24 protein-coding genes are annotated in these 25,054 nt (G+C 68.8%); 9 read left to right on the plus strand and 15 right to left on the minus strand.

The window, feature by feature from the left end; all coding sequences use genetic code 11:
• The 6 genes from NTM_RS24725 to rpsB form a co-directional block, all read right to left on the minus strand.
• The gene (locus NTM_RS24725; protein ID WP_163769617.1) at positions 1 to 570 is read right to left on the minus strand and encodes an ABC transporter permease; all 570 of its coding nucleotides are present in this window, start codon (positions 568 to 570) and stop codon (positions 1 to 3) included.
• Between the two features lie 62 nt (positions 571 to 632).
• On the minus strand, positions 633 to 1,808 hold the full coding sequence (locus NTM_RS24730; protein ID WP_163768724.1) for an ABC transporter permease: 1,176 nt from the start codon (positions 1,806 to 1,808) through the stop codon (positions 633 to 635).
• Between the two features lie 413 nt (positions 1,809 to 2,221).
• Complete coding sequence (locus NTM_RS24735; RefSeq protein WP_163768727.1) at positions 2,222 to 3,628, minus strand: amidase; 1,407 nt, start codon at positions 3,626 to 3,628, stop codon at positions 2,222 to 2,224.
• 20 nt (positions 3,629 to 3,648) lie between these two features.
• On the minus strand, positions 3,649 to 5,001 hold the full coding sequence (locus NTM_RS24740; protein WP_232079830.1) for a sugar transferase: 1,353 nt from the start codon (positions 4,999 to 5,001) through the stop codon (positions 3,649 to 3,651).
• Positions 5,002 to 5,520: 519 nt separating this feature from the next.
• Positions 5,521 to 6,348 carry a translation elongation factor Ts gene (gene tsf / locus NTM_RS24745; RefSeq protein WP_104864765.1) on the minus strand — a complete coding sequence of 276 codons (828 nt, stop codon included), beginning with the start codon at positions 6,346 to 6,348 and terminating at the stop codon, positions 5,521 to 5,523.
• A 33-nt stretch (positions 6,349 to 6,381) separates the two neighbouring features.
• A complete protein-coding gene (gene rpsB, locus NTM_RS24750) occupies positions 6,382 to 7,200 on the minus strand; it encodes a 30S ribosomal protein S2 (protein ID WP_104864809.1) in 819 nt (272 codons plus the stop codon).
• Positions 7,201 to 7,498: 298 nt separating this feature from the next.
• On the opposite strand from rpsB, the gene NTM_RS24755 reads away from it, so the two are divergent.
• Positions 7,499 to 7,987 carry a M23 family metallopeptidase gene (locus tag NTM_RS24755; RefSeq protein WP_163768732.1) on the plus strand — a complete coding sequence of 163 codons (489 nt, stop codon included), beginning with the start codon at positions 7,499 to 7,501 and terminating at the stop codon, positions 7,985 to 7,987.
• 27 nt (positions 7,988 to 8,014) lie between these two features.
• The gene (locus NTM_RS24760; protein ID WP_163768735.1) at positions 8,015 to 8,977 is read left to right on the plus strand and encodes a TIGR03621 family F420-dependent LLM class oxidoreductase; all 963 of its coding nucleotides are present in this window, start codon (positions 8,015 to 8,017) and stop codon (positions 8,975 to 8,977) included.
• Here NTM_RS24760 and NTM_RS24765 read toward each other — a convergent pair.
• The 7 genes from NTM_RS24765 to NTM_RS24795 are packed head-to-tail and all read right to left on the minus strand — an operon-like array spanning position 8,961 to position 15,883.
• The gene (locus NTM_RS24765) at positions 8,961 to 9,839 is read right to left on the minus strand and encodes an alpha/beta fold hydrolase (RefSeq protein ID WP_163768739.1); all 879 of its coding nucleotides are present in this window, start codon (positions 9,837 to 9,839) and stop codon (positions 8,961 to 8,963) included. The genes NTM_RS24760 and NTM_RS24765 overlap by 17 nt on opposite strands.
• Positions 9,836 to 10,738: a tyrosine recombinase XerC gene (locus NTM_RS24770; RefSeq protein WP_163768742.1), complete on the minus strand. Its 903-nt coding sequence runs from the start codon at positions 10,736 to 10,738 to the stop codon at positions 9,836 to 9,838. Before NTM_RS24770 ends, NTM_RS24765 begins: the two co-directional genes overlap by 4 nt.
• 32 nt (positions 10,739 to 10,770) lie before the next feature.
• The gene (locus tag NTM_RS24775) at positions 10,771 to 11,931 is read right to left on the minus strand and encodes a lactate 2-monooxygenase (RefSeq protein ID WP_163768745.1); all 1,161 of its coding nucleotides are present in this window, start codon (positions 11,929 to 11,931) and stop codon (positions 10,771 to 10,773) included.
• Positions 11,932 to 11,967: 36 nt separating this feature from the next.
• Positions 11,968 to 12,813 (minus strand): siderophore-interacting protein, encoded by an 846-nt coding sequence (locus NTM_RS24780; RefSeq protein ID WP_104864759.1) that lies wholly within the window; start codon positions 12,811 to 12,813, stop codon positions 11,968 to 11,970.
• A gap of 33 nt (positions 12,814 to 12,846) precedes the next feature.
• Positions 12,847 to 14,004: a DNA-processing protein DprA gene (gene dprA, locus NTM_RS24785; RefSeq protein WP_163768746.1), complete on the minus strand. Its 1,158-nt coding sequence runs from the start codon at positions 14,002 to 14,004 to the stop codon at positions 12,847 to 12,849.
• On the minus strand, positions 14,004 to 15,512 hold the full coding sequence (locus NTM_RS24790) for a YifB family Mg chelatase-like AAA ATPase (RefSeq protein ID WP_163768749.1): 1,509 nt from the start codon (positions 15,510 to 15,512) through the stop codon (positions 14,004 to 14,006). The genes dprA and NTM_RS24790 overlap by 1 nt, the downstream gene beginning before the upstream one ends.
• The gene (locus NTM_RS24795; protein ID WP_104864757.1) at positions 15,512 to 15,883 is read right to left on the minus strand and encodes a YraN family protein; all 372 of its coding nucleotides are present in this window, start codon (positions 15,881 to 15,883) and stop codon (positions 15,512 to 15,514) included. Before NTM_RS24795 ends, NTM_RS24790 begins: the two co-directional genes overlap by 1 nt.
• Before the next feature lie 189 nt (positions 15,884 to 16,072).
• On the opposite strand from NTM_RS24795, the gene NTM_RS24800 reads away from it, so the two are divergent.
• The 7 genes from NTM_RS24800 (at position 16,073) to NTM_RS24830 (ending at position 23,049) form a co-directional block, all read left to right on the plus strand.
• Positions 16,073 to 16,369: a hypothetical protein gene (locus tag NTM_RS24800; RefSeq protein ID WP_163768752.1), complete on the plus strand. Its 297-nt coding sequence runs from the start codon at positions 16,073 to 16,075 to the stop codon at positions 16,367 to 16,369.
• A 25-nt stretch (positions 16,370 to 16,394) separates the two neighbouring features.
• Positions 16,395 to 16,964: a hypothetical protein gene (locus tag NTM_RS24805; RefSeq protein ID WP_163768754.1), complete on the plus strand. Its 570-nt coding sequence runs from the start codon at positions 16,395 to 16,397 to the stop codon at positions 16,962 to 16,964.
• Positions 16,955 to 17,785, plus strand: a complete 831-nt coding sequence (locus NTM_RS24810; protein ID WP_163768756.1) for an HTTM domain-containing protein — start codon at positions 16,955 to 16,957, stop codon at positions 17,783 to 17,785. The genes NTM_RS24805 and NTM_RS24810 overlap by 10 nt, the downstream gene beginning before the upstream one ends.
• A 126-nt stretch (positions 17,786 to 17,911) precedes the next feature.
• Entirely contained in the window at positions 17,912 to 18,688 is a 777-nt protein-coding gene (gene aqpZ, locus NTM_RS24815; protein ID WP_163768758.1) for an aquaporin Z, read from the plus strand.
• 315 nt (positions 18,689 to 19,003) lie between these two features.
• Positions 19,004 to 19,564, plus strand: coding sequence for a DUF4344 domain-containing metallopeptidase (locus NTM_RS24820; RefSeq protein ID WP_161499480.1), 561 nt, complete (start codon positions 19,004 to 19,006; stop codon positions 19,562 to 19,564).
• Between the two features lie 100 nt (positions 19,565 to 19,664).
• Complete coding sequence (locus NTM_RS24825; protein WP_104864807.1) at positions 19,665 to 20,510, plus strand: DUF1206 domain-containing protein; 846 nt, start codon at positions 19,665 to 19,667, stop codon at positions 20,508 to 20,510.
• A 37-nt stretch (positions 20,511 to 20,547) separates the two neighbouring features.
• On the plus strand, positions 20,548 to 23,049 hold the full coding sequence (locus tag NTM_RS24830; RefSeq protein ID WP_163768760.1) for an AMP-binding protein: 2,502 nt from the start codon (positions 20,548 to 20,550) through the stop codon (positions 23,047 to 23,049).
• Here NTM_RS24830 and NTM_RS24835 read toward each other — a convergent pair.
• On the minus strand, positions 23,004 to 23,816 hold the full coding sequence (locus NTM_RS24835; protein WP_104864806.1) for an acyl-CoA thioesterase: 813 nt from the start codon (positions 23,814 to 23,816) through the stop codon (positions 23,004 to 23,006). The two genes, NTM_RS24830 and NTM_RS24835, sit on opposite strands and share 46 nt — an antisense overlap.
• A gap of 8 nt (positions 23,817 to 23,824) precedes the next feature.
• A complete protein-coding gene (locus tag NTM_RS24840; protein WP_163768762.1) occupies positions 23,825 to 25,033 on the minus strand; it encodes a CoA transferase in 1,209 nt (402 codons plus the stop codon).
• Positions 25,034 to 25,054 lie beyond the last annotated feature (21 nt).

Genomic DNA, 25,054 nt, shown 5'->3' on the forward strand with positions numbered 1-25,054 from the left:
TCAGCCTCCTGCGGCGAGGGATCGGACCGGTGGCCGCGAGGCGGCCCTGTAGGTCGGGATGATGCTGGTGGCGAGTGCGGCGACGATGCTGACGGCGGTCGCGACGGCGGCGCCGTACGCCAGCCCCGGGTAGGACACGCCGCTGGCCACCAGCCCGGTCATTCCGAGCGCCGCACCCGTGCCGACCGCCAGCGCCGCGCCGGCCAGCGCACCCAGGACGGCGGATACGACCGGTTCGACGAGCAGTGCGGCCACGACCGGGGCCCGGGGTACACCGGTGGCCGCCAGCACACCGAGTTCGCGGGTGCGATGGGCGACGGTGCGGGTGGTGGCCACCGCGACCTCGGCGACCCCGACCAGCAGCACGGTGACCGCGATCAGCAGCACGGCCCGCGAGATCTCGGCGGCGTGGCCGAGAGACGCCGACTGGGCGCGGATGCCGGCGGACATCCCGAAGACGAGGACCACCAGGAATGCCCCGGTGGCCGTGGTGACGGCGGGCAGCACCATGTCGCGGGCCCGGCGGCGCGCCGCCAGCCAGCCGTAGGCGAGCCCGCGCCGGGCACTCATCTGCACTCTGTTCTTCGCGCGAGCGCTCATCTGCCCCCCTCTGTTCTTCGCGCGAGCGCTCATCACCGGCACTCCAGCAGTGCCACCGGCCGCTGCTGCAGCAGCCGGTGCACCGGGACCAGCGCACCGACGATGGCCATAGCGGGCAGGAACATCGCCGTCAGCGCGGCGCCCTGCAGCCACGCGCCGAGCGAAGCGATACTCGGAATGACCAGTGCCACAGCGACTCCCGCAGCAACCACACCGATGAGGTAGGCGGCCAGGAAGACCACGGCGGATTCGACGAGGAAGAAGTACAGCACTTCGTCGGCCAGTCCGATGCTGGACATGATGCCGAATTCCCGGCGCCGCTCGGTGACCGCGGCCAGGAACGACGAGACTGCGATGACGAATCCCAGACCCAGCCCGATCGTCGAGATCAGGCCGAGCGTCGACCCGGTCACCTTCCCCGAGAACAACGCGGAGTACTTCTGGGCGAAGGTCAGCGGCCCCGATCCGCCGACCGTGTCGTAGATCAGCCCTTCACCGGCCGGGTCCGGCCGGACGGCGGGATCCGGTGCCGAGGGCAAGCCGACCGCGGCACCGAACATCGAGCCCAGATCGCGACGCTGTTCCAGCCCCGGGGGCGCGTGCACGACCCACCATCCGTTGTCGCCGACGAGCGAGCGTGCCTGCGCCGCGGGGACCGTCATGGACTGGCCTTCGCCGGTGATCGCCGCGGTGAGGTGCTGATCTCCGACGGCAAGCACATCCCCGTCCTGCACCGACAGGCGGTCGGCCAGTGCGCGCCCCAACTCCGCTCGGCCGCTGGGAATCTCGTCGGATCCGCGCAAGGCCACCGCTTCGCCGTCGAGATCGATCACCCCGGAGGCGACCCGGGTCGTGTTCCATCCGTCCGGAGCCGTGATCGCGGGCGCGGGACCGTCAGCGACCAGCGCCTGTGCGGCGGGGTCGTAGCGCACTCCGGCGGCGGGCACCACCCACAGTGCGGCGTCACCGAGGACGTCGGCAACCGACTCCTCCCCTGTCGTCGCGAAGCTCGCCGAGATGGTGCGCACAACCGTCACGCACGCGATCGCCAGCGCGATACCGAGCACGGCCAGCACGAATCGTTCGGGACGGCGCCGAATGTTGGCCAGTGCGAACCGGATCAGGCACGTGAAGGTGTTCCCGGATCCGACCGGGATCTGCGCTGAGCGAATTGCCGTGGGCACGTTTCCGGCCCGACTGGTCTCCACGAGAAGCGATGGTGGGAGTCGAAAGTTTCACCCACAGGAGCGCGCGGTCTCGGCCACGTTAACTCGTAGCGGAGCCGGTTACGTCGGGATGTCACGCTTTTCCGAACACGGCGACCACGGAATCCACGCAGCAAATTCTCCTCAGCTGTGTTCGACCCGCCACCTCAGCGCCGGAACATCCGACATATACACCAAATCTATTATCCATCAACAGTTTTCGGACTGAGCCTGCTCGGCACCGACAGCTCAGAAGACCACGCCCGGGAATCAGGACACATCGGGCTCTTCTATTTTCTGAGCGGTTAATTTAGGCTGTGCTTCGTATCAGCAGCACATGCTCAAGAACCAGCGGCATCTGCGGCCACGTACCGCGCCCTGCGGTCTGACCCCCTCGGGCCGCAGGGCGCTTGGCGTCAGGCGTGCAGGCGCGGCCAGGGTTGCGCCTCTTCGAGTTCGAACGCGAGCTCGAGCAGGCGCGCTTCCCGGCCCACGGGCGCGGCGAACATCATTCCGATCGGAAGCCCCGCGGCCGACTGTGCCAGCGGCAGCGAGATCGCCGGTTCCCCCGTCGCGTTCTGCAGTGGGGTGAACGCCACCCAGTCCACCAGGCGATCGACGATCTGCTCATAGGGTGCGCTCGGATCCAGGTGCCCGACCCGCGGCGGCGGATCGGCCAGCGTCGGGGTCAGAAGTACGTCGTGCGCCGCATACAGCTGCGACGTGACACGCCGCACCCGGGCCAGCCGTGCCGTCGCGGCGGGCACTCGATGCAGGTTGCGCGCGGCGTGCCGGTCGAGTCCGAGCGTGAGGTTATCGAGGCGGGTGCGGTCGAAGCTCGGACCGAAGGTGCGCTTGCCCCCGCGCACCAACGCGAACGCCAGGAACGCCCAATAGAGCAGGAAGTCGTCGATGAAGCGCACCGGCACCGGGTTGTCGATCACGGTCACCCGGTGGCCGAGCCGTTCCAGCAGCGCCGCGGTCTTGAGGGTGGCCTCGACGACCTCGACGCCGGCCTCCCGCGAGATGGACTGGGTGCACACCGCCACCCTCAGCCGTTGCCGCCCCGGACCGGTGACGTCACCGATCGGCGGCAGTGCCCGGTTGGCGGTGATCAGCTCCGTCTCGCGGTAGAAGGCCGCGGTATCACGTACCGAACGGGTCACCACACCGTTGGCGACGATGCGCAACGGCATCCGCCGCACATCGGCGTCCAGCGGCAGACGACCCCGCGACGGCTTGAGCCCGACAAGTCCGTTGCAGGAGGCCGGGATCCGTATCGAACCGCCTCCGTCGTTGGCGTGGGCGAGGGGAACCACACCGGCGGCGACGAACGCACCCGAACCCGACGACGACGCACCCGCGGTGTGATCGGTGTTCCACGGATTGCGCACGGGCCCGAGCCGCGGGTGCTCGGCCGCGGCGCTGAACCCGAACTCCGACAGACGGGTCTTGCCCAACGGCACCAGGCCCGTACCGAGGAACGCGCGGGCGAAGTCGCCGTCGGCACGCTCGGCCACCGGATCCCACGCATCGGTGCCGTTCATCGTCGGCATCCCGGCGACCGCGACGTTGTCCTTGACGAACGTCGGCACCCCGTCGAAGAAACCGCCGAACGGGCGGGGCTGGCGGCTGCGCGCCCTGGCGCGGTCGAACGCCCGGTACGCCAGACCGTTGAGCGCCGGATCGACCTTCTCGACGCGGGCGATCGCGGCCTCGACCAACTCGGCCGCCGAGACCGTTCCCGCGCGCAACGCCTGAACCAGGCCCACGGCGTCGAGATCGGCAAGGGCGTCGTCGTCGAACGCAGCGATACGGGTCATGCCGCGACGGTACCGATTCGTCACTCAGCCGGGCGAAGGACGGCTCCGACAGTCATCGCCAGGATCTTCCAGTCCAGCCACAGCGACCAGTTCTCGATGTAGTAGTTGTCCCATTCGGCGCGGTCGGCGATCGAGGTCTGACCGCGCAGCCCGTGCACCTGCGCCCACCCGGTGATCCCGGCCTTGACCCGGTGCCGGTCGCCGTAGCGGGCGATCTGGATGTTGAACAGGTCGACGTACTCGGGCCGTTCGGGCCGGGGGCCTACCAGGCTCATCTCCCCCTTGACGACGTTGAGCAACTGCGGGAGTTCATCCAGCGACGTCTTGCGCATGAACTTGCCGATCGGGGTGCGCCGGTCCTCGCCCTCGACCCCGCCGGGAGCGGAGTCCGTGCCGCGGACGAACTGCGCATCGGACTCCTTGGGCGGGCGCATGGAGCGGAACTTGAGGCAGTTGAACTCGCGTCCGTCGCGCCCGATCCGGGGCTGGCCGAAGAAGATCGGGCCTGGCGAGCTCAACCGCACCAGCAGCATCAGGGTCAGGAACAGCGGCGAGATCAGCACCAGCCCGACCGTCGCGATCACCCGGTCTGACACGTGCTTGGCGGTGAACTGCCAACCACGAGGATTGGTATGCGCCACCGCGATCAGCGGCAGCCCGCCGATATGGTCGATGCGGGACCGCACTCCGATGGTGTCGTAGATGCGGGGAACGATCCACACCGAGAGCCCGCGCTCGTGGGCCACTTTGACCGCCGCAGCCATCGCATCGTCCCTGGTGCGGGAGAACGCGATGATCATGCACTCGGCGCCGGTCCTGGTGATGGCGTCCTCGAGGTCGCCGAGCTTGCCGAGATACGGGATGGTGGCCGGCTTGTCCCGGTCGATGCCCATCATCGGCTCGTCGTCGTCGATCAGCCCGATGGGCTCCAACCCGTATTCCGGCGTGACCTTGAGGCGGTCGACCACCTTGGCCGCCACCATGCCGTTGCCGACGATCACCGTCCGCGCGGTCAACCGGCTGTTGCGGTAGTGGTAGTTGCGGATCGTGATCCACAGCAGCCGTCCGAGCGGTACCAGGACTGCCGCGCACATCCACAACCGCGCGACAGCGGATCCACGGGAGCCGTCGATGAACGGATTGAGCACCAGGCCACTGAGGAGCAGCATCGCGGCCAGCGAGGTGACTGCCTCCACGGTCGGGAGTTCGTCGAGGAACGTCCGCCGCAGCGACCGCCGGTAGAGCCCGCGCGCCGCACTCAGCGCCACCACCGTCGGGGCGAACAGGAACAGCATCCAGGTCGGCGGGATTTGCAGACCGCCGGCGGTCGCCCACGTCATCCCGACGGCAACGGCGAGCGAGCCGGTCGACAAGTCGATCGCCGCTGCAAGGTACGGCTCCCAGCCGTTGTGCTTGTTTCGCTGGGTCAGCTCAACCGGAGCTACCTCTGGAACTCCCCCGTGACCGACAGTGTTTGCCGATCGGGCGGTGTCAACCGTGTCGGTCACGTTGACCAGAACACTTCCCGCAATCCGCCATGCAGACAGATTAACTCCATGGGGTGGGTATCGATGACGATTGCCTGCCCTACGCATCCGCCGATAGCAGGTGGTGTTAGCTGTACGATTTGCCAAAATTGACCAGTTCGAAAACTGGCACATTCTGGTGGAAGCACTATTGCACGCTTTACAAGGTACTCATCACGGATTGGACAAGTTCAGCAACGACCTACTGCGGTCATTTGACTTGTCCAGATCCTGCGATCGGGGGCATTTTCGCCGCGCCGGAACCCGAGAAAACACGAAGCCCCCGAGACCGGTGGTCTCGGGGGCTTCGCGATGTCCGGTGGCGCCTGCCCCAGGGGGCAGGAACCTCGTCAGGCGACAGGCGGGCTAGGCCTGGCCGACCTCGAAGCGGGCAAACCGCGTCACGGTCACGCCGGCCTCGTCCAGAAGCGCCTTGACGGTCTTCTTGTTGTCGGACACCGACGGCTGGTCGAGCAACACGACGTCCTTGTAGTAACCGGTGACCCGGCCCTCGACGATCTTCGGCAGCGCCTGCTCAGGCTTGCCCTCGGCCTTGGCCGTCTCCTCGGCGATGCGGCGCTCGTTGGCGACGATCTCCTCGGGGACGTCCTCACGGCTGAGGTACTTGGCCTTCAGCGCGGCGATCTGCAGTGCGACCGCGTGCGCGGCCTCTTTGCCCTTCGCCGCGTCCGACGCTTCGTACTCGACGAGTACGCCCACCGCGGGCGGCAGGTCGGCGGCCCGCTTGTGCAGGTAGGTCTCGACCTGGCCGTCGAAATACGTCGCTCGGCGCAGTTCCAGCTTCTCGCCGATCTTGGCCGACAGGTCCGCGATGGCCTGCTCGACGGTGGTGTCGCCGAGCTTGGCGGCCTTGAGGGTGTCGACGTCGGTGGCCTTCGCAGCTGCCGCAGCGGCGACGACCTGGTCGGCGACCGCCTGGAACTCGGCGTTCTTGGCGACGAAGTCGGTCTCGGAGTTGAGCTCGATCAGAGCGCCGTCCTTGGCGGCGACCAGGCCCTCGGCGGTGGCGCGCTCAGCACGCTTGCCGACGTCCTTGGCGCCCTTGATGCGCAGCAGTTCGACGGCCTTGTCGAAGTCACCCTCGGCTTCGACGAGCGCGTTCTTCGAATCCATCATTCCGGCGCCGGTCAGCTCCCGGAGGCGCTTGACGTCGGCTGCGGTGTAGTTAGCCATTGCAGTGTTTCCTTTGAGGCGTCGCGAAACGGATTAGGACTGCTCGGGGGCGGCGGCGGTCTCGCCGGCGGCAGCCTCGGGAGCGGCGGTGGTGGCACCGGCCAGCAGCTCCTGCTCCCACTCGGCGAGCGGCTCGGCGGCAGCAGCCTCCGGCTTGTCGGCACCGGACCGGGCCTGCAGACCCTCGGCGACCGCGGAGGCCACCACCTTGGTCAGCAGCGCGGCCGAGCGGATCGCGTCGTCGTTACCCGGGATCGGGTAGTCGACGAGATCGGGATCGCAGTTGGTGTCGAGGATCGCGATGATCGGGATGTTGAGCTTGCGGGCCTCGGCAACGGCGAGGTGCTCCTTGTTGGTGTCGACGACCCAGATCGCCGACGGCACCTTCTGCATGTCGCGGATACCACCGAGGCTGCGCTCGAGCTTGTTCTTCTCGCGCGTCAGCATCAGGATTTCCTTCTTGGTGCGACCCTCGAAGCCACCGGTCTGCTCCATCGCCTCGAGCTCCTTGAGGCGCTGCAGACGCTTGTGGACGGTGGAGAAGTTGGTGAGCATGCCGCCCAGCCAGCGCTGGTTCACATACGGCATACCGACCCGGGTCGCCTCCTCGGCGATGGACTCCTGAGCCTGCTTCTTGGTGCCGACGAACATGATGGTTCCGCCGTGGGCGACGGTCTCCTTCACGAACTCGTAGGCCTTGTCGATGTAGGTCAGCGTCTGCTGCAGATCGATGATGTAGATGCCGTTGCGGTCGGTGAAGATGAACCGCTTCATCTTGGGATTCCAACGACGGGTCTGATGCCCGAAGTGGGCGCCGCTGTCCAGCAGCTGCTTCATGGTTACAACAGCCATGATGGCCATACCTCTTTGTGTTGTCGGTTGTCGTCCGGCATCGGGTGAGCCGGACCCTGGCGTCTGCTTCGAAGCCGGACCCGTCTCTTTCGAGGCGGGACCACCCGGCTTGCGAGGTCACGTGGCCCTTGAACTACGAGAGCCACGTTTCGCGGACGCGCGAAGTCAGCCCGCGCAAACGAGCTGCGGATAGGAGTTTACACGCTGGACAACGGTGCTTTTACCACCGCGCGAAGGCATCCACAGGAGCCGCCACCGAGGCTACCGCGAACCTGGTCCGGTGCGCTGAACTGGGCAGATGCGGATTCTGGCGGCCGGGGTGCTGCTGAGCGTGCTGTGCGCGGCGCCGGCGGGCGCCGACACCGGGCGTCTGCGGTGGCCGATGCAACCCCGACCGGCGGTGGTACGGGCGTTCAACGCCCCGGCGCCGAACTGGCAGCGCGGACACCGCGGGGTCGATCTGGTGGGGTCCGCCGGTCAGGGGGTCTACGCCGCCGCGGCAGGGACGGTCGTCTTCGCGGGTGACCTGGCCGGCCGGCCGCTCATCTCGGTGGCCCACCCCGGCGGTCTGCGCACGACCTATGAACCGGTGCACCCGTCGGTGCGGGTGGGGCAGGCGGTCTCGGCCGGCACCGCGCTCGGCGGGCTGGCCGCCGGGCATCCCGGCTGCCCGGCATCGGCGTGCCTGCACTGGGGCGCGATGTGGGGTCCGGCCAAGCGCGCCGACTACGTCGACCCGACGAAGCTGGTGGCGACCACCCCGATCCGTCTCAAGCCCCTCGGTTAGCCCGCGAGCGTGCCCTACCGTCGAATCGTGGTCACCGACGCTCACCGCTCCCGAACACCGCGTTTCGGCCTCACGACCGCGACCGCACGCTCCGGCGAGCAGATGCGCCGGTTCGCCCGCGACGTCGAGACCGCGGGCTACGACGTACTCACCTTCGCCGATCATCTGGTGCCGATGGCGCCACCGTTCACCAGCGCGGCCGCCGCCGCGGCAGCCACCGAGCACCTGCACGTCGGAACCCTGGTGCTCAACAACGATTTCCGTCATCCCGTCGACACGGCTCGCGAAACCGCCGGTCTGGCAGTCGTTTCCGACGGCCGGTTCGAACTCGGCCTCGGGGCAGGGCATATGCGCTCCGAGTACGACGCGGCGGGGATCCGGTTCGACGCGGGCGGCGTGCGGGTGTCGCGGCTGGAGGAGGCCACCGAACTGATCCGCGCGCTGCTCGACGGCGCACCGGTGGCCGTCGACGGCGCCCATTACCGCGTGCACGCCGCGCCGTATCAGCTGCTTCCGCCGCCTCCTGCCCGGGTACCGCTGCTGATCGGCGGCAACGGCCGGCGGGTGTTGCGTCTGGCGGGGCGCATCGCCGACATCGCCGGCCTGGCCGGCATCACGCACAACCATGACGCGACCGAGGTGCGGTTGACCCATTTCGGGCCGGAGGGACTGCAGAACCGGATCGCGGTGGTCGCCGACGCCGCCGGTGAGCGATTCGAGCACATCGAGCTCAACGCACTGATCCAGGCCGTGGTCGCGACCACCGAGCCGGTGCGCGCAGCCGAAGAGCTGGCGTCGGCCCTCGGGGTATCCCCTGCCGCGCTGCAGGACTCGCCGTTCGTACTGTTCGGCACCCACGAGCAGATGGCCGAACAGCTCACCAGACGTCAAAGGCAGTTCGGTGTCAGCTATTGGACGGTGTTCGACGAACTGCCGGGCCGGCCGTCGGCGATGTCCGATATCGCCGAGGTCATCAAGCTCCTGCGGTGACCTCACGCAGAAACTCGCGCATGGCCGCGACGACGACGTCGGGCCGGTCCCGTTGGACCCAGTGCGCGGCCCCTGCAACGACTTCCAACCGCGCGTCAGGTATCCGGCCGGCGGCGTCCCGCGCCGCAGCCAGTGGGACGCTGGCGTCGCGATCGCCGTGGACGATCAGCGCCGGACGCGGAAACGACGTGAGCCGGCTGCGGTAGTCGGTGCGCAGGCCGGCGAACCCGACCTGATCGCGCTGCCATTGCTCCCACGCGTCGAAGGCGTGCTCGGCCCGGGCCGCGGCCAGGATCTCGTCGACGAGTTCGGGTGGGCGTCGGGCAGGGTCGTGGATCAGCGCGGGCATCAGTGGCGTCATCAAGGTTCTGCTGCGGCCCGACCATCGCGTCACGGCGCCGAGCACCCCGCCGCGCAGCATGGCGGCCGTCACCGCCTGCCGCACCGCGGACAGTGGCCCGTCGGACAACCGCGACATCAACCCGTAGCTCGCCAACAGCATTGCGCCGCTGACCCGTTCGGGACGGTCGAGGACGTGCCCGATCGTCAGTCCGCCGCCCAGGGACAGCCCGCCGACCGCATAGCAGTCCAGGCCCAGCGCGTCGACGACCTCACCGACGTAGGCGACCAGCCGCTCCTGCGTCGACGGCCACGGCGCGGGCTTGGTGTGCCCGTAGCCGGGATGGTCGGGCGCGAGCACCCGGTAGCCGCCGGCCGCCAGCCGGGGCCCGAGCTCACCCCAGGACAGCGACGCGCTGTCGACCCCGCCGCCGTGCAGCAGTACCACGGCCGGGTCCGCGTCAGCGCCCCACGTCAGGTAGCTGACCTCGCCCCACGGCAGCGAGACGGTCGACCTCGTCACGCGCGGGGGTGGGCCTGATCGTGCACGGCGCGCAGCCGCGCGACCGTCACATGGGTGTAGAGCTGGGTGGTGGCCAGACTGGAATGGCCGAGCACCTCCTGGACGACGCGCAGATCCGCGCCGCCTTCGAGCAGATGCGTCGCGGCACTGTGGCGCAGCCCGTGCGGTCCGATGTCGGGTGCACCGTCGACGACCGCGACGGTCTGGTGCACCACCGTGCGTGCCTGGCGCGGGTCCAGCCGCCTGCCGCGTGCGCCGAGCAGCAGCGCAGGGCCGGAATCCGCGGTGGCCAGGGCGGGCCGGCCGGCGGACAGCCACCCGCTCAGCGCGGTCTGGGCGGGCTCACCGTAGGGCACCGTGCGCTGCTTGTTGCCCTTGCCGAGGACACGCAGCAGTCGTCGGGACTGATCGACGTCGTCGATGTCCAGGCCGCACAGCTCGCTGACGCGGATGCCGGTCGCGTAGAGCATCTCGACGATCAGGCGGTCCCGCAGGGCGAGTGGATCACCTTGCTGGGCACCCGATTTCGCGGCCTCTAACGCATCACGCGCCTGATCTTGGCGTAGCACCGCGGGTAGCGTGCGGCGCGCTTTGGGGACCTGCAGCCGGGCCGCGGGGTCCTCGCTGATCAGGCCGCGGCGCAAGGCCCACGCGGTGAAGGTCTTCACCGACGAGGTGCGCCGGGCCAGCGTCGACCGGGCGGTTCCGGCGCCGGCCTGGGCCGCCAGCCACGACCGCAGCACCGGCAGCGACAGGGCGCGCAGCCCGGCGCCGGGGCTGCGTTCGGCCAGGTAGTCCATCAGCGAGCGCAGGTCGCCGAGGTAGGCGCGCCGGGTGTGTTCGGAACGGCCGCGTTCCAGCGCGAGGTACTGGTCGAACTGTTCGAGCACCGCCTCCACGCCCCTAAGGTGGCAGATCGCGCCGACAACCCTCAGGTGACGCGCCGCAGCGTGTCCGGAGTGAGATCTGCCAGGGTCGGATACCCGTCGACGGCCATGATCAGGTCGGCCTCGGCGAGCAGCGAGCGCAGCACGTGGACGAGGCCGTCCTCTCCCCCGATCGCCAGCCCGTAGGCATATGGCCTGCCGATGCCGACCGCGGTGGCACCGAGGGCGAGGGCCTTGACGATGTCGGCGCCGCTGCGGATGCCTGAGTCGAACAGCACCGGCAGTCCGTCGGCGGCCTCGACGACGCCGGGTAGGCAGTCGAGCGCGGGCAGTCCGCCGTTGGCCTGGCGGCCCCCGTGGGTGGAGCAGTAGATACCGTCGACGCCGCCGTCCTTGGCGCGGCGGACGTCGTCAGGATGGCAGATGCCCTTGAGGATCAGCGGCAGATCGGTCAGCGACCGCAGCCAGGGCAGGTCGTCCCAGGTCAGTGCATTTCCGAACTGCCCGACCCATTGCAGCACGGTGGCCTGGGGGTTCTCGTCGGGCGGCTGTGCCAGCATGCCGCGGAACACCGGGTCGCTGGTGTAGTTGGCCAGACAACGGCCGCGTAGCTGGGGGAAGTTCGAGGTCGACAGGTCGCGGGGGCGCCATCCGGGGATCCACGTGTCGAGGGTGACGATGATCGCCTGGTAGCCCGCTTTCTCCGCGCGGTCGACGAAGCTCGCGGCCAGATCGCGATCGGTCGGGGTGTAGAGCTGGAAGAAGCCCGGGGTGTCACCGAACTGGGCGGCGACGTCTTCGAGCGGATCCTCGGTCAGCGTCGACACGGCCAGCGGCACCCCGGTGCGCGCCGCTGCCCGGCCGGCCTCGAGATCGCCGTGCCCGCTCTGTGCACAGATCCCGGCGACGCCGATCGGCGCCATGAACACCGGGGACGGCAGCGTGAGCCCGAACAGGTCGACCGTCAGATCTCGCTCTTTGGCCCCGACCAGCATCCGCGGCATCAGACCCCAGCGGTCGAACGCGGTGCGGTTGGCTCGCTGGGTGTGCTCGTCGCCGGCTCCACCCGCGACGTACGACCACACCGACGGTGCCATCGCGGCCTGCGCTCTGGCTTCCCAACCCGCGAAGTCCATCGGGTAACCGGGCAGCACACCCGAGAGGCCCTGCAGGTAGATCTCAAGCTGGTAGTTGCCGAACGTCATGGCCTCAGCCTGCCATCGACGCGGCCCGATCCCGGGCTATTTCGATTCGGCTGCGGCGAGTTCGCGCTTCCATTCCCGGAACGTCTCCTCGGTGCGCCCGCGCCGCCAGTACCCCGAGATCGACGACGCCCAGGTGGCGTCCACCCCGCGCTCCTTGCGGATGTAGGGCCGCAGGTTGTGCATCACGGCCTGGGCCTCGCCGTGGATGAACACCTGCACCTGACCGGGCAACCACGGTGCCTGTTTGACCGCGTCGATCAGCGGGGCGTGGTCGCCTGCGAACTCCTCGGGGACCAGGTCGGCGCGACCACCCCGGTAGATCCACGACACCTCGACCCCGTCGGGGGCGGTCAGGTCGATCTGGTCCTCGGGGCCGGCGACTTCGATGAACACCTTGCCGATCGCGTTGGCGGGCAAGGCTTCCAGCGCGGCGCTGATGGCGGGCACCGCGGACTCGTCGCCGGCGAACAGATGCCAATCGGCGTCGGGACGCGGCGAGTACGCCCCGCTGGGACCCATCACGAACAGCCGCCTGCCCGGTGTGGCCGATGCGGCCCAGGGTCCGGCGACCCCGTGCTCACCATGGACGACGAAATCGATCGTGATCTCGCGCCGCTCGGCATCGGCCTTGCGGACCGTGTAGGTACGCACGGTGGGCCGTTGGTGCTGCGGCAGCGTGTTGAAGCTGTCCAGTGTCAGTGGCTGCTCGAGGGTGGACACGTCGATGTCGTCGTCGACGAACACCAGCTTGACGTAGGCGTCGGTGTGGCCATTGGGCGTGAAGGTGTCGAAACCCTTGCCACCCAGCACCACTCGGATCACATGCGGGGTCAACTGCTCGGTGCGTACCACCTCGAAGGTGTGTACGGGACGTCCTGCCACTTGGTTTCCTCCACTGCTCTGCTCTGGGGTCGACTATACGAGCGGCGGTCGCGGCGCAGGGCGCCAGCTTTTGGCGAGCTTCCAGCATCCGTTCTCCTGGGTGGCCAGTCCGCGGACGTTGAGCATGGTCAGCGGTCCGAGCACCTCGGTCGCGGGTATCCCGGCAGTGACGGCGATCTCGTCCACAGTGCGCATCCCGCGTCCGGGCAATGCCTCGAACACCGCCAGTTCCTCATCGCTGAGATCGTCCAACCCGGTGGTCGGACGGTCCAGGTCCGGAGCGAGCTCACCGCACCGCCCTGCCACCTCGACGACGTCGGCGGCCCGGGTGACGAGCGTGACGTCGCGCCGCTTGAGCAACTCGTGGCATCCCACCGAAGACGCCGACGTGATCGGTCCTGGCACCGCGCACACCGGCCGGCCCAGCGCGTGGGCCCAGCCCGCGGTGTTGGCGGCGCCGCTGCGTACCCCGGCCTCGACGACGATCGTCGCCCTGCCCAGCGCGGCGACCAGCCGGTTGCGGGTGAGGAACTGCCGGCGCGTCGGTCGCATGCCGGGCGGATACTCACTGACCAGCAGGCCGTGCTTGCCGACCCGGTGCAGCAGCGCGGAATGCCCTGCGGGATAGGGGACGTCGAGTCCGGCGGCCAGCACGGCGACCGTCTCCCCGTCGCAGGACAGCGCGGCGCGGTGGGCGGCGCCGTCGATCCCGTACGCGCCGCCTGAGATGACCGCGACGTCGCGTTCGACCAGCCCGGCCGCCAGATCGGCCGCGACGAACTCGCCGTAGGACGTCGCCGCGCGCGTCCCGACGATCGCCGCGCTGCGCTCGGCGATGTCACACAGCCGGGAAGGCCCGAGCACCCACAGCACCAGCGGAGCCCGCGCGTCGGGCCGTTTGTCGCGGTCCGCTCCCCGGAACGCGGCGAACGCGCCGTGCGGCCACTCGTCGTCGCGGTCGGTGAGCAGGCGCCCACCCATCCGATCCAGGACGTCGAGATCGGCACGGGCGCAGTCGAGTTCATATCGGGCCTCGGTCGCTCGCAGCAGCTTCGGGTCGGCATCGCGTCGGCGGATGCGCTCAGCGGCCACGATCACTCCCTCGGCGGCGATCAGCTCGGACAGCTTCGGGTTGGGCGGTTCGGCGACGCGGGACAGGTACGCCCAGGCCGTCCGCTCGGACTCGTCCATCACGGCTCCCCCACACCGCGGAAGCTCATCGCGGTGGCGACGTCCTCTCTGGTCGGCGCCACGCGACCGGCGAGATCGCACAACGACCACGCCACCCGCAGGGTGCGGTCGCGGCCGCGAATGCTGAGTCGGCCCCGGTCGACGGCGGTGCGCAGCGGTTTCATCGCCTCGGCTCCCAACCGGAACTCGCGGCGTAGTAGTGCACCGCTGACCTCGGCGTTGGTGCTGAACCCGTACGGGCGCCAGCGTTCTGCCGCGGCGTCCCGCGCGGCCCAGACCCGTTCGCGGACAACAGCGGTGGACTCGCCCTCCTCATCGTTGAAGGTGCCTTCGCGGGACGCGTGCATCTCGACGCGCAGGTCCACCCGGTCGACCAGCGGGCCCGACAACTTGGTGCGGTAGCGCCGCCGTTCGGCGGCGCCACATACGCAATCCCGCGGATCCGGCGGTGCGCACGGGCACAGGTTGGCCGCGAGCACCAGCTGGATGCGGCAGTGGTACCGCGCGACACCGTCGCGGCGCGCCAGCCGGATCTCGCCGTCTTCCAACGGCGTTCGTAGCGCCTCCAGTGCGCCGCTGTTGATCTCCGGGAACTCGTCGAGGAACAGCACACCGCGGTGGGCGCGGCTGAGCGCTCCCGGTCGCGCCATGCCGGAGCCACCGCCGACCAGTGCGACGACGCTGGAGGTGTGGTGGGGCGCGACGAACGGCGGCCGGGTGATCAGCGGGGTGTCACCGGCCAGCAGGCCGGCGACCGAATGGATCGCGGTCACCTCCAACGCATCCTTGTGGGACAGCGGCGGAAGCAGTCCGGGAAGGCGTTGCGCCAGCATCGTTTTACCGACCCCCGGCGGCCCGGTCATCATCAGGTTGTGCCCGCCGGCGGCGGCCACCTCCACGGCGAACCGCGCCTGCGCCTGCCCCACGACGTCGGCGAGATCCGCCGGTACCTCCGGCTCGGGCGGCCGTCCGTCGACACGCCCCGCCAGCCTTCCCTTACCCGCCAGCCAGGCGTGCAACTGCCTCAGCGTGCGCACCCCCCAGACCTCGATACCGTCGACGAGGCTGGCCTCGGCCAGGTTCTCGACCGGCACCACCACCGCGGGCCAGCCCTGATGCGCCGCCGTGAGCACCGCGGGTAACACCCCGTGCACGGGCCGCACCCGCCCGTCGAGCGCGAGTTCGCCCAGCAGCACCGTCTTCTCCAACCGGGGCCAGTCCTCCTTGTCCTGGGCCGAGAGCACCGCCGCGGCCAGCGCGAGGTCGTACAGCGACCCCGCCTTGGGCAGCGTCGCCGGGGACAACGCGAGCGTCAGCCGCGCCTGGGGCCAGCTGAACTTGCAGTTGGTGATCGCCGCGCGCACCCGGTCCCTCGACTCCTTGAGCGCCGCATCGCCCAAGCCGACCAGATGCACGCCGGGGAGCCCGTTGCCGATGTCGGCCTCGATCTCGACCAGCTCCCCGTCGACCCCGCGCACCGCCACCGCGAACGCCCGCCCGAGCGCCATCACCCCACCCCCTCGATGTGGGTGAGCTCAGGAGCACGGCCACGCCCGATCCGGACGGTGACGACGTCGATACGCACCGATTCCCAGGTGACGCTCTGCCCCGCGAGCCACAGCCCGGCCAGTCGTCGTAACCGGCGCACCTTCGCCACCGTCACCGCCTCGGCGACACCGCCGAACCGATCGCTGGTGCGCGTCTTCACCTCGACGAACACCACCGCCCGCGCGGCATCGTCGGCCACGACGATGTCCAACTCACCGTGGCGGCACCGCCAGTTGCGGTCGAGCACCCGCAGCCCCAGCCCTTGGAGGTAGTCGGCCGCCAACCGCTCGCCCAACGCCCCGATCTCGGCGCGACTCTCTGTTCTCGTCATACCGCCACCCTGCGGCAGCGCCCCGACACGACCGGACGTTCATCCCCAAACCCGAATCCGTCCACACCCGCGCCTGGTTGCGTAGCGGCACCGTGAACTTGCGTAGTGCACTACTCAGGCCCTCTCGGGCAGACCTCTTTAGCGTCGGCATGAGAAGTTCGTCGACCACCAAGCGAGGGAGGGACCACCATGTCAGAACCCCAAGAAGGAGTTTCGTTCGATGAGAAGATCGAGATCGATTCGCTGATCGAGTACATGCAAGAGTCCGATCTGGAATCGGTCAACGCGCTGGACCTGATTCGCGGGATCGTGGGAAGCCCGTACGAGCGCTACAAGCAGGCCCAGGCAACGCTCCGGTGGGGCAGGCCAGCCTTCGCGCTTCTGCGGGCAGAGGGCCGGGAAATCGGCAGTGTGACCCTCGGCGAACTCGAAGGCCACGAGGTGTCGCTGGAGCGGCTGCTCGAGCTTCGGCGTGGACTCGAATAGTTGCGCGACACCCTAGGAGCGCGCGGTGGATTCTTCACACCCACTCTGCACGACAATCGATTTCGCGCTTGCCGGATTGTTCACCGCGTGGTTCCTCATCTCGGTGGCGGCTCAGCTCAGTGACGATGTGCAGGCACGTATGCCGGCACTGAGCGGAGCGGGATTGATACCCCGGTGGGCCTTCTTCGCGCCGCGGCCGGCCACCCACGACACCCACCTCATGTGTCGCGACCGGGACTCGTTCGGGACCATCGGAGAGCTGGTACCCGTCACCAGCCCGGAGTCCCGGCGGTGGTTCCATGCGGTGTGGAATCCCAACAAGTTTCACACCAAGGTCGTCGACGACCTGATGGCCGCGATGGCAGTGCAGAAGCGCGATATCGAGCACCATGACTTCGCCGAGCAATCGCTGATGCTGACCGTTCCCTACATCGCGCTCCTGCACATCGTCATGCACGCACGCCGTCCCGAAACGTCGGTGGCGCGTCAGTTCGTGATCGTCAACGACCAGCCGTTCTCGCCTGACCGACATCCCGAGGTCGGTTTCGTCAGCAAGTTTCACGCCTTCTCCAGGGTCGACGAACCATGTACCTAGATGTCGCGCAGGCCGACATCCTGCAGGCCTATCAACTGACGAGCCGCATCGCCGGCATCGCGCTGATCATCAGCTCGTTGGAGGAGATCTCGCTGCACAGGCACTTCGCCGCCGGCGGCGTGTACGACCTCAGCAGAATCGACGCGGCGCTGCGCCGCCACGGTGAAGACTCGCGCCGGCGGACGATCATCGAGCGCCCGGCCTTGCACGTCGCCTGGCCGGTGCTGCGTTTGGCGCCCGCGGGTGCTCTGGTCCTCGGCCCCAACACCTTTGCACAGATGGCGATCTGTTGGGTCCTGGTGGCCCTGACGACCATCGCCGTCCAGGAGAGGCACCGCCTCGGCGGTGAGGACGGGTCCGACCAACTGCTCGCGATCATGTCGATCGCGTTCGCGATCTCCCTGGTCCTCGGATTCTGCGAAGGAGCACTCGTCGCGGGCATGCTGTTCGTCGGAGCTCAGAGCGTTCTGTCGTATGTCACCGCAGGATTTGCCAAACTTCACTGCCCGGTATGGCGTCACGGCGCCGCGGTGTACGGCGTGCTGGCGACGCGCAGTCACGGGATGAGGTCGGTGGCACGCATCGTCGAGAGAGCACCCACCCTGGGCTACGTGTTGTGCTGGGTGACAATCAGTTTCGAATCGTCATTTGTGTTGGCGCCCATTCTTCCGCTGCCCCTCCTGGTGGCTCTGCTCGTGGTCGCGGCAGGGTTCCACGCGACGGTCGCGGTGGTCATGGGCCTGAACGGGTTCTTCTGGGCATTCGTGTCCACCTATCCCGCGGTGATCTTTCTCAACGAGACTGTCCGGTCCTGCCTTTAGGGCGGCGGGTGTTGTAGGAATCGACAGTTTCTGTGAGAGAACGTTTCTTCCCTATCGTGCCCGCCGGCGCTGCGCGGGTGTCACGCTGAACAGATCTGAACCTGCTGGAGAAGATGCGGTGGCACCATGAGCGAGCCCACACTGTTCCATCGATTGTCTGCCGAGTTCATCGGTACGTTCTGGCTGGTCTTCGGGGGCTGCGGCAGCGCGGTGTTCGCAGCGAGTTTCACCAACGAGGCGGGATTCCCGTTGGGAATCGGCTTCGCCGGCGTGGCGCTTGCGTTCGGCCTGACCGTCCTGACCGGCGTCTACGCGTTCGGCACCATTTCGGGCGGCCACTTCAACCCGGCGGTCACGCTCGGGGCGGCGCTGGCGCGCCGCGTGGAATGGAAGGTTCTCGCACCCTATTGGATCGTGCAGGTGCTCGGCGGCCTGCTGGCAGGTGCGGTGATCTATGTCGTGGCCAAAGGAAAGGCCGGTTGGACGGCAGCGGGGAACATGGCGGCCAACGGGTACGGCGCGCACTCGCCCGGCGGATACCCGCTGGCCGCGGTGATCATCGCCGAGATCGTGCTGACGTTCATCTTCCTGCTGGTCATCCTCGGCGCCACCGACGACCGCGCACCGAAAGGGTTCGCCGGGTTGGCGATCGGCCTGACGCTGACACTCATCCACCTCATCTCCATCCCGATCTCGAACACGTCGGTCAACCCGGCGCGATCGACCGGCGTCGCGTTCTTCAACGGCGACGGTGCGCCGGCCCAGTTGTGGGTGTTCTGGCTCGCCCCGTTGGTCGGGGCGGCAATCGCCGGGGTGGCGTATCCGTACCTGTTCGGCCGGCGCGAGGAACTCGCCGACCGACCGGTGCGCGACGACACCCTCGACGACGGCCGGACCGCCTGAGGACTCGACGGACGCCGCGGGCAGACAGCAGCTTCACAGCACATCGCCGGTTTCACTGCGCAAACCCGTTAGCCACCCTATCTTTCCCTTACGTAAGTACTTTTTGGGCGGCGATGACACGACCGTCCACGTTCGGGGGGAACCGAAATGGCTATGACGTTTGCCCGGTGGGCACCAATAACACTGTGCGCGATGGTGGTTGCGGCGTGCGGATCGTCGAATCAGGGTCAACCGCCGTCCGACGGAGCCGGCTCTTCGACCTCGACGACGGCCGCAGCGGCAGGACAGGCCGGCGAGACTACGGGTTCCGGGCAAATGATCGTGCAGTACCAGGACGCGTACTGGAATCCGGAGTTGCAGCAGATGGAGATGTGTTACGAGTTCATCGACGACGCCGAGAAGACGTTCGCCGAGGGCGGAGCACCCGACCCGCTGCAGAGGGCTATCGATGCCACCGACGCGGTGTTCTTCCACGAGATGGGCCACATGGTCGTCGATATCTACGATCTGCCCATCACCGGACGGGAAGAAGACGTGGCCGATCAGGTCGCGGCTTTCATGCTGCTGCAGCCGGGCGAAGACGACCGAGTCGACGCCGAATCCGTCGACGTGTTGTTGGCGATGGCGGATCTGTTCGACATGTGGGGCCAGGCCGCCGGCGACCCCGACGAAGCCGCCTACGCCGACGTGCATTCACCCGATCAGGTGCGGGTGTACAACCTGCTGTGCTGGGCGTTCGGCGCCGACACCGACGGCAATGCGGTGATCGTGGACGAAGGCTGGTTGCCCGAGGACCGGGCCGTCCAATGCGAGGCCGAGTTCGACCAGATCAACAATTCCTGGATCACCCTGCTCGCGCCGCATCTCAAGGAGTAGCGAACCCGCCCCGGAGCCTCCGCGCGCGCCCCGCGGACAACCGGTTTCGTCATCGTCAACTCTGGGGTACCCGGCAGCATCAGCCGACCAGGAGGACATGATGGCCGTCCGGAGTTCAGGCGGGTCGATGCCCCGCTCATTGCACGGCGCCGCCGACCGCGCCACCGACAGCAACGCGCTGGAGAAGCTGGCCCGGGCCGGGTTCGCCGCCAGCGGCGTGCTGCATCTTCTGGTCGCGTTCATCATCGCCCGACTGGCCTTCCTCGGCGCCGGTGCCGGCGGCGGCGGAAACGCCGACCAATCCGGGGCGCTGGCCACCGTGGCCGGTCAAACCGGCGGCGCGGTAATGCTCTGGGTCATCGCCGTGGGTCTGGTCGCGCTCGGGCTGTGGTACCTCGCCGAGGCGATCCTGGGCTCCAAGCCCAAAGAGCGGGGCGAGGACAAGACCGGCTGGAAACGCCTCAAGCCCCTCGGGCTCGCGGTGGTCAACTTCGCGATCGCGTTCTCGGCCGCCAGGTTCGCCATGGGAAGCGGGCAGTCCAACGCCCAGCAGAACGCCGGGATGTCGGCTCAGCTCATGCAATCGGGTTGGGGCAAGGCCCTGCTGATCGCCATCGGTATCGGAGTCGCCGCGGTCGGCGCCTATCACGTGTACAAGGGCGCCTCCGAGAAGTTCCTCGACGAACTTCGCGGATCCCACGGCACGTCCGTGACCGCGATCGGCGTCACCGGTTACGTCGCCAAGGGCATCGTGCTCGGCGGCGCCGGACTGCTGGTCGTCTTCGCGACGCTGAAGGCCGACCCGGCCAAGGCCTCCGGCCTGGACGCCGCGGTCAAGACGCTCGGAGAGGCGCCGTTCGGCAAGTTCCTGCTGATCGCGGCCGCGGCCGGGATCGCCGCGTACGGCCTGTACAGCTTCGTCAGGAGCCGCTACGGCCGGATGTGAACTGGGCGCCCCAGGCCGGTGAGGTTATCCTCACCGAATGAGTTCGCTGGTCGATCACCTGCGCGATCACGGTGACCGCACCGCCGTACTGGCCGAATCGACGCAGCTCACCTACACCGAACTGGCCGAACGCGTGGCCGCGTTCGCCGCCCAGCTGGGACCGCGGCGCCGCCTGGTGCTGCTCGAAACCCGCAACGACGTCACGACGCTGGTCCGCTATCTCGGCGCCCTCGCCGGGCACCACGTGTTGCTTCCCGTTCCGCCCGGACGGGACAACCGCCACATCGTCGAGACCTACCGCCCCGACGTCGTCGCCGACGGCTCGGGCGTCCACGTCCGCACCGACGGCGGCCACCGGCTGCACGACGACCTCGCGCTGTTGATGTCCACCTCGGGCAGCACCGGCTCCCCGAAACTCGTCCGGCTCTCGTACGCCAACCTCGTCGCCAACGCCCGCTCCATCGCCGAATATCTCGACATCCGCGAAACCGACCGCGCGGCAACCACGTTGCCGATGTCGTACTGCTACGGGCTGTCCGTCGTGCACAGCCACCTGTTGGTCGGTGCGGCACTGATCCTGACGGAGCGCTCCGTCGCCGACGACGGCTTCTGGGACCTGTTCCGCGGCCACCGTGGCACGTCGTTCGCGGGTGTGCCCTACACCTTCGAACTGCTCGACCGGATCGGGTTCGCGACGATGGACCTGCCGCACCTGCGCTACGTCACCCAGGCCGGCGGCAGGATGCCGCCGGAACGGGTCAGGGACTACGCCGCCGTCGCCGAGCGCCAGGGCTGGCTGTTGTACGTGATGTACGGCGCCACCGAAGCGACCGCCCGAATGGCGTATCTCCCGGCACATCTGGCCTACCACCGGCCGAACTCGATCGGCATCCCGATCCCCGGCGGCGAGTTCTCGATCGAGCCGCTCGCCGAATGGACCGAGGAAGGCACCGGTGAACTGGTGTACCGCGGGGCCAACGTGATGATGGGCTACGCCCACTCCGTCGCCGACCTCGCCGCCGGACACACCCTCAGCGCGTTGCGCACCGGCGACATCGCCCGGCAGGCCGACGACGGCCTGTACGAAGTCCTCGGCCGCCGAAGCCGCTTCGTCAAGATGTTCGGCCTGCGCATCGACCTGGCGCAGTTGGAGACCACGCTGCGCGCCTCCGGCGTGCGCGCGATGTGCACCGATGCCGGGGAGCGCCTTGCGGTCGTCGCCGCAGGCGCGCACGACGCCACCGAGGTCCGCCGGCTCTGCGCGACGGCGGCAGGCGTCCCGGCAAGCGCGGTGGACACCGTCGTCGTCGACGAACTGCCGACGCTGCCGTCCGGTAAACCCGACTACCCCGCAGGCCGGGCCCTGGCAGCCGCGACCCGGCAACCCGCCCGGGCCGACGGCGATCTGCGCTCGCTGTTCGCCGAGGTGCTGCAGGCCGACCCCGCCCGCATCGACGACGAGGCGAGCTTCGTCGATCTCGGCGGCAACTCGCTGACCTACGTGACGATGTCGCTACGCCTCGAACGCGCCCTCGGCCAGTTGCCCACCGACTGGCCCCGGCGCTCGATCCGCGAACTGCAGAACCTGCCCGCACCGAAGGCGCGCAGGTGGACGTCCTGGGGTTCGACGCTGGAAACCAGCGTCGCCCTTCGCGCGATCGCCATCGTGCTGGTCGTCGGATCGCACGCCGAACTGTTCGAACTGTGGGGTGGTGCCCACATCCTGCTCGGCGTGGCCGGTTACAACTTCGCCAGGTTCTGCCTGACGCCGTTGCCGCGACGAGTCCGTGTCCGCCATCTGCGCAACACGGTCGCGTGGATCGCGATCCCGTCGGTGCTGTGGGTGGCGTTCGCGCTCGTCGTCACCGACGACTATCACGCGACGAATCTCTTGCTGGCCAACAAGATCCTCGGACCCCACGGCAGCATGACCGCGGGCCGGCTGTGGTTCGTCGAGGTGCTGGTGTGGACACTGCTTGCGCTGGCAGTGCTGTTCTGGATCCCGGCGATGGACCGGCTGGAACGGGCGCATCCGTTCACCCTCGCGATGGGGTTCCTGGCCCTGGGTATGGTGCTGCGCTACGACCTGGTCGGGATCTCGATGGGCAACGACGCGATGTTCTCGATGCTGGCATTCTGGTTCTTCGCGGCCGGCTGGGCGGCGGCCAAGGCCCAGACCGTGTGGCAGCGTGCCGCGGTGAGCGCAGTGCTCGTCGTGGGCCTGCTCGGATACTTCGACGACACGTCGCGCCTGGTCCTGGTCCTCGCCGGGCTGGCGCTGCTGATCTGGCTGCCCGCCGTGCGCTGCCCGGCCGGCGTCGCCGTGGTGGCCGGGGTGATCGCCGAGGCGTCGCTGTACATCTACCTGACGCACTACCAGGTCTATCCACTGTTCGGCAGCCACGAACTCGTCGGTGTCGTCGCCGCGATCGTCGTCGGCATCACGGTGTCGGCGGCCGTCACGCTGGCACGGCAGAAGCTGCGCACGCAGGATCAGCCCGTCGGCGCGGGATCGCGCTCGGCGATGAGCCCTTCCTGAACCAGCGTGGCGGCGATGTCGCCGTCGCTGCCGACCAGGTACGCGGTGACGACACCACGTCCGCGCCCCGCCGCAGGCGAGCGGCACTCCAGCAGGTTCCACTCGTCGGCGCGCACCGCGCGGTGGAACCACATCGACGAATCCGTGGTGCCGCTGCGGTGCGTCCGGGCCCGCATCGAATGCCCGTGCACCTGCAGTGCCGGGTCGATCAGGTACACATCGGTGACGTAGACCGCGATCAGGGTGTGCAGCAGCGGGTTCGCGGGGAGGTCCACGACGGCTCGCCACCACAATCGGCGGACGAACGCCTCGCCGGTGCCGTCATCGACGTAGCGCAGGTCGAGCTCGTCGAGCGGCAGCGACGGTGCCGGTCCCGGCGGACCGGTCCTCGGCAACGATTCGGGATCGGCGGGCGGCGTTCGACGGCCGTGCTCGGGACCGGGCAGAGGCGCCGAGAACGACACTGTCGCGGTGGTCAGCAGACGCCCGTCCTGGTGGGCGTCGACGCGGCGCGACGCGGCGGTGCGCCCGTCGTAGACGGCGTCGACGGTGTACTCGATCGGGTCACCGGCGGCGCCGCCACGCAGGAACTGCAGGTGCATCGCCGTCGGCGCCTTCGGAGCGTCCACGGTGCGGGCCGCGGCGGCCAGGCTCTGCGCGGCCAGCTGACCCCCGTACGCCCGCTTGCCCTCCGGGCCACTTGCCGCACCGCGCCAGGTCTGCGCTCCGGTGGCGGTGACGTCGAGCAGCCCGAGCAGCGTGCTCATGCCCGCTCTCATGCCACCGTGCCCGTGGCCCGCAGCTCGTCGATCTGGCTCCGGTCCAGGGACAGCCAGTCCGTCAGCACCGTGTCGGTGTCGTCGCCGAGCGCCGGTGCGGGCACGGCCTTCGGGTACGCGCCGTCGATCGACACCGGAAGGCCGGCGGCCAGATATGACCCGATCCGGGGCTGGTCGAGTTCGGTGAACAACGGGTTGTCGGTGACCCGCGGGTCCGTCGCGGTCTCGGCGAACGTCTGGTAGCGCTCCCACAGCACCGAGGTCTGCGACAGCGCCACGGCGATCTCCGCGCCGGTGTGCGCGGCGAACCATTCCGCGTACAGCGCGCTGAGCGCGTCCCGGTGCCGGAACCGCTCACCCTCGTCGGAGAAGTCCGCTCCCAGCGATTCCGCCAGCGCGGCAACCGATTCCGTGGTGCCGGTCAATGTGTTCAGATCCCGGAAATGCCGGCCGGTCAGCGCCACCACCATGAACGACACCCCGTCGCTGCTGGTGAAGTTCTGCCCGTAGGTGCCGTATACGGCGTTGCCGATGCGCTGGCGCGACGTGCCGTTGATCATCGCCTCGGTGAGCAGGCTCAGGTTGCCCGCGGTGGCGAGCGCGACGTTCTCCAGCGGGATGCTGATGCGCTGGCCGTTGCCGGTTGCGTCGCGGTGCCGCAGCGCGGTGACCACCGACAGCGCGGTGTACAGGCCGCAGGTGACGTCCCAGGCGGGCAGCACGTGGTTGACCGGGGTACTGAGCCCGGCGGGGCCGGTGACGAGGGGAAATCCGATGGCCGCGTTGACGGTGTAGTCGACGCCGGTGCCGCCGTCCCCGCGCCCGGACACCTCGGCGTGGATCAGGTCGGGACGGGTCTCGCGCAAGGCCTCGTAGGAATGCCATTGGCGGCCAGCGACATTCGTGATGAACACACCGGCATCGGCGATCAGCCGGGTGACCAGGGCCTGACCCTGTTCGGAGCGCATGTCGACCGCCAGTGACCGCTTGCCCTTGTTCAGGCCGGCCCAGTAGATGCTGTCGCCGGATTCGGTCAGCGGCCAGCGGCGGTAGTCGGCTGCGCCACCGACCGGGTCGACCCGCAGTACGTCGGCGCCGAGCTGTGCCAGGGTCATGCCGGCCAACGGGACTGCGACGAAGCTGGAGATCTCGATGACCCGGACGCCGGCCAGTGGCCGCGCCGGATCGGGCGCAGGTTCGGTCATCCGCTCAAGCTAGCAAGCGGA

Origin of the sequence: Mycolicibacterium parafortuitum (genome assembly GCF_010725485.1) — a bacterium.
Classification (GTDB): domain Bacteria; phylum Actinomycetota; class Actinomycetes; order Mycobacteriales; family Mycobacteriaceae; genus Mycobacterium.

Coding starts and splice junctions, on each gene's coding strand:
- NTM_RS24725 (WP_163769617.1), bottom strand. CDS start 570: ATGAGTGCCCGGCGCGGGCTCGCCTACGGCTGGCTGGCGGCGCGCCGC.
- NTM_RS24735 (WP_163768727.1), bottom strand. CDS start 3,628: ATGACCCGTATCGCTGCGTTCGACGACGACGCCCTTGCCGATCTCGAC.
- tsf (WP_104864765.1), bottom strand. CDS start 6,348: ATGGCTAACTACACCGCAGCCGACGTCAAGCGCCTCCGGGAGCTGACC.
- rpsB (WP_104864809.1), bottom strand. CDS start 7,200: ATGGCTGTTGTAACCATGAAGCAGCTGCTGGACAGCGGCGCCCACTTC.
- NTM_RS24755 (WP_163768732.1), top strand. CDS start 7,499: ATGCGGATTCTGGCGGCCGGGGTGCTGCTGAGCGTGCTGTGCGCGGCG.
- NTM_RS24775 (WP_163768745.1), bottom strand. CDS start 11,931: ATGACGTTCGGCAACTACCAGCTTGAGATCTACCTGCAGGGCCTCTCG.
- dprA (WP_163768746.1), bottom strand. CDS start 14,004: ATGGACGAGTCCGAGCGGACGGCCTGGGCGTACCTGTCCCGCGTCGCC.
- NTM_RS24790 (WP_163768749.1), bottom strand. CDS start 15,512: ATGGCGCTCGGGCGGGCGTTCGCGGTGGCGGTGCGCGGGGTCGACGGG.
- NTM_RS24795 (WP_104864757.1), bottom strand. CDS start 15,883: ATGACGAGAACAGAGAGTCGCGCCGAGATCGGGGCGTTGGGCGAGCGG.
- NTM_RS24800 (WP_163768752.1), top strand. CDS start 16,073: ATGTCAGAACCCCAAGAAGGAGTTTCGTTCGATGAGAAGATCGAGATC.
- NTM_RS24810 (WP_163768756.1), top strand. CDS start 16,955: ATGTACCTAGATGTCGCGCAGGCCGACATCCTGCAGGCCTATCAACTG.
- aqpZ (WP_163768758.1), top strand. CDS start 17,912: ATGAGCGAGCCCACACTGTTCCATCGATTGTCTGCCGAGTTCATCGGT.
- NTM_RS24820 (WP_161499480.1), top strand. CDS start 19,004: ATGATCGTGCAGTACCAGGACGCGTACTGGAATCCGGAGTTGCAGCAG.
- NTM_RS24825 (WP_104864807.1), top strand. CDS start 19,665: ATGGCCGTCCGGAGTTCAGGCGGGTCGATGCCCCGCTCATTGCACGGC.
- NTM_RS24830 (WP_163768760.1), top strand. CDS start 20,548: ATGAGTTCGCTGGTCGATCACCTGCGCGATCACGGTGACCGCACCGCC.
- NTM_RS24835 (WP_104864806.1), bottom strand. CDS start 23,816: ATGAGCACGCTGCTCGGGCTGCTCGACGTCACCGCCACCGGAGCGCAG.
- NTM_RS24840 (WP_163768762.1), bottom strand. CDS start 25,033: ATGACCGAACCTGCGCCCGATCCGGCGCGGCCACTGGCCGGCGTCCGG.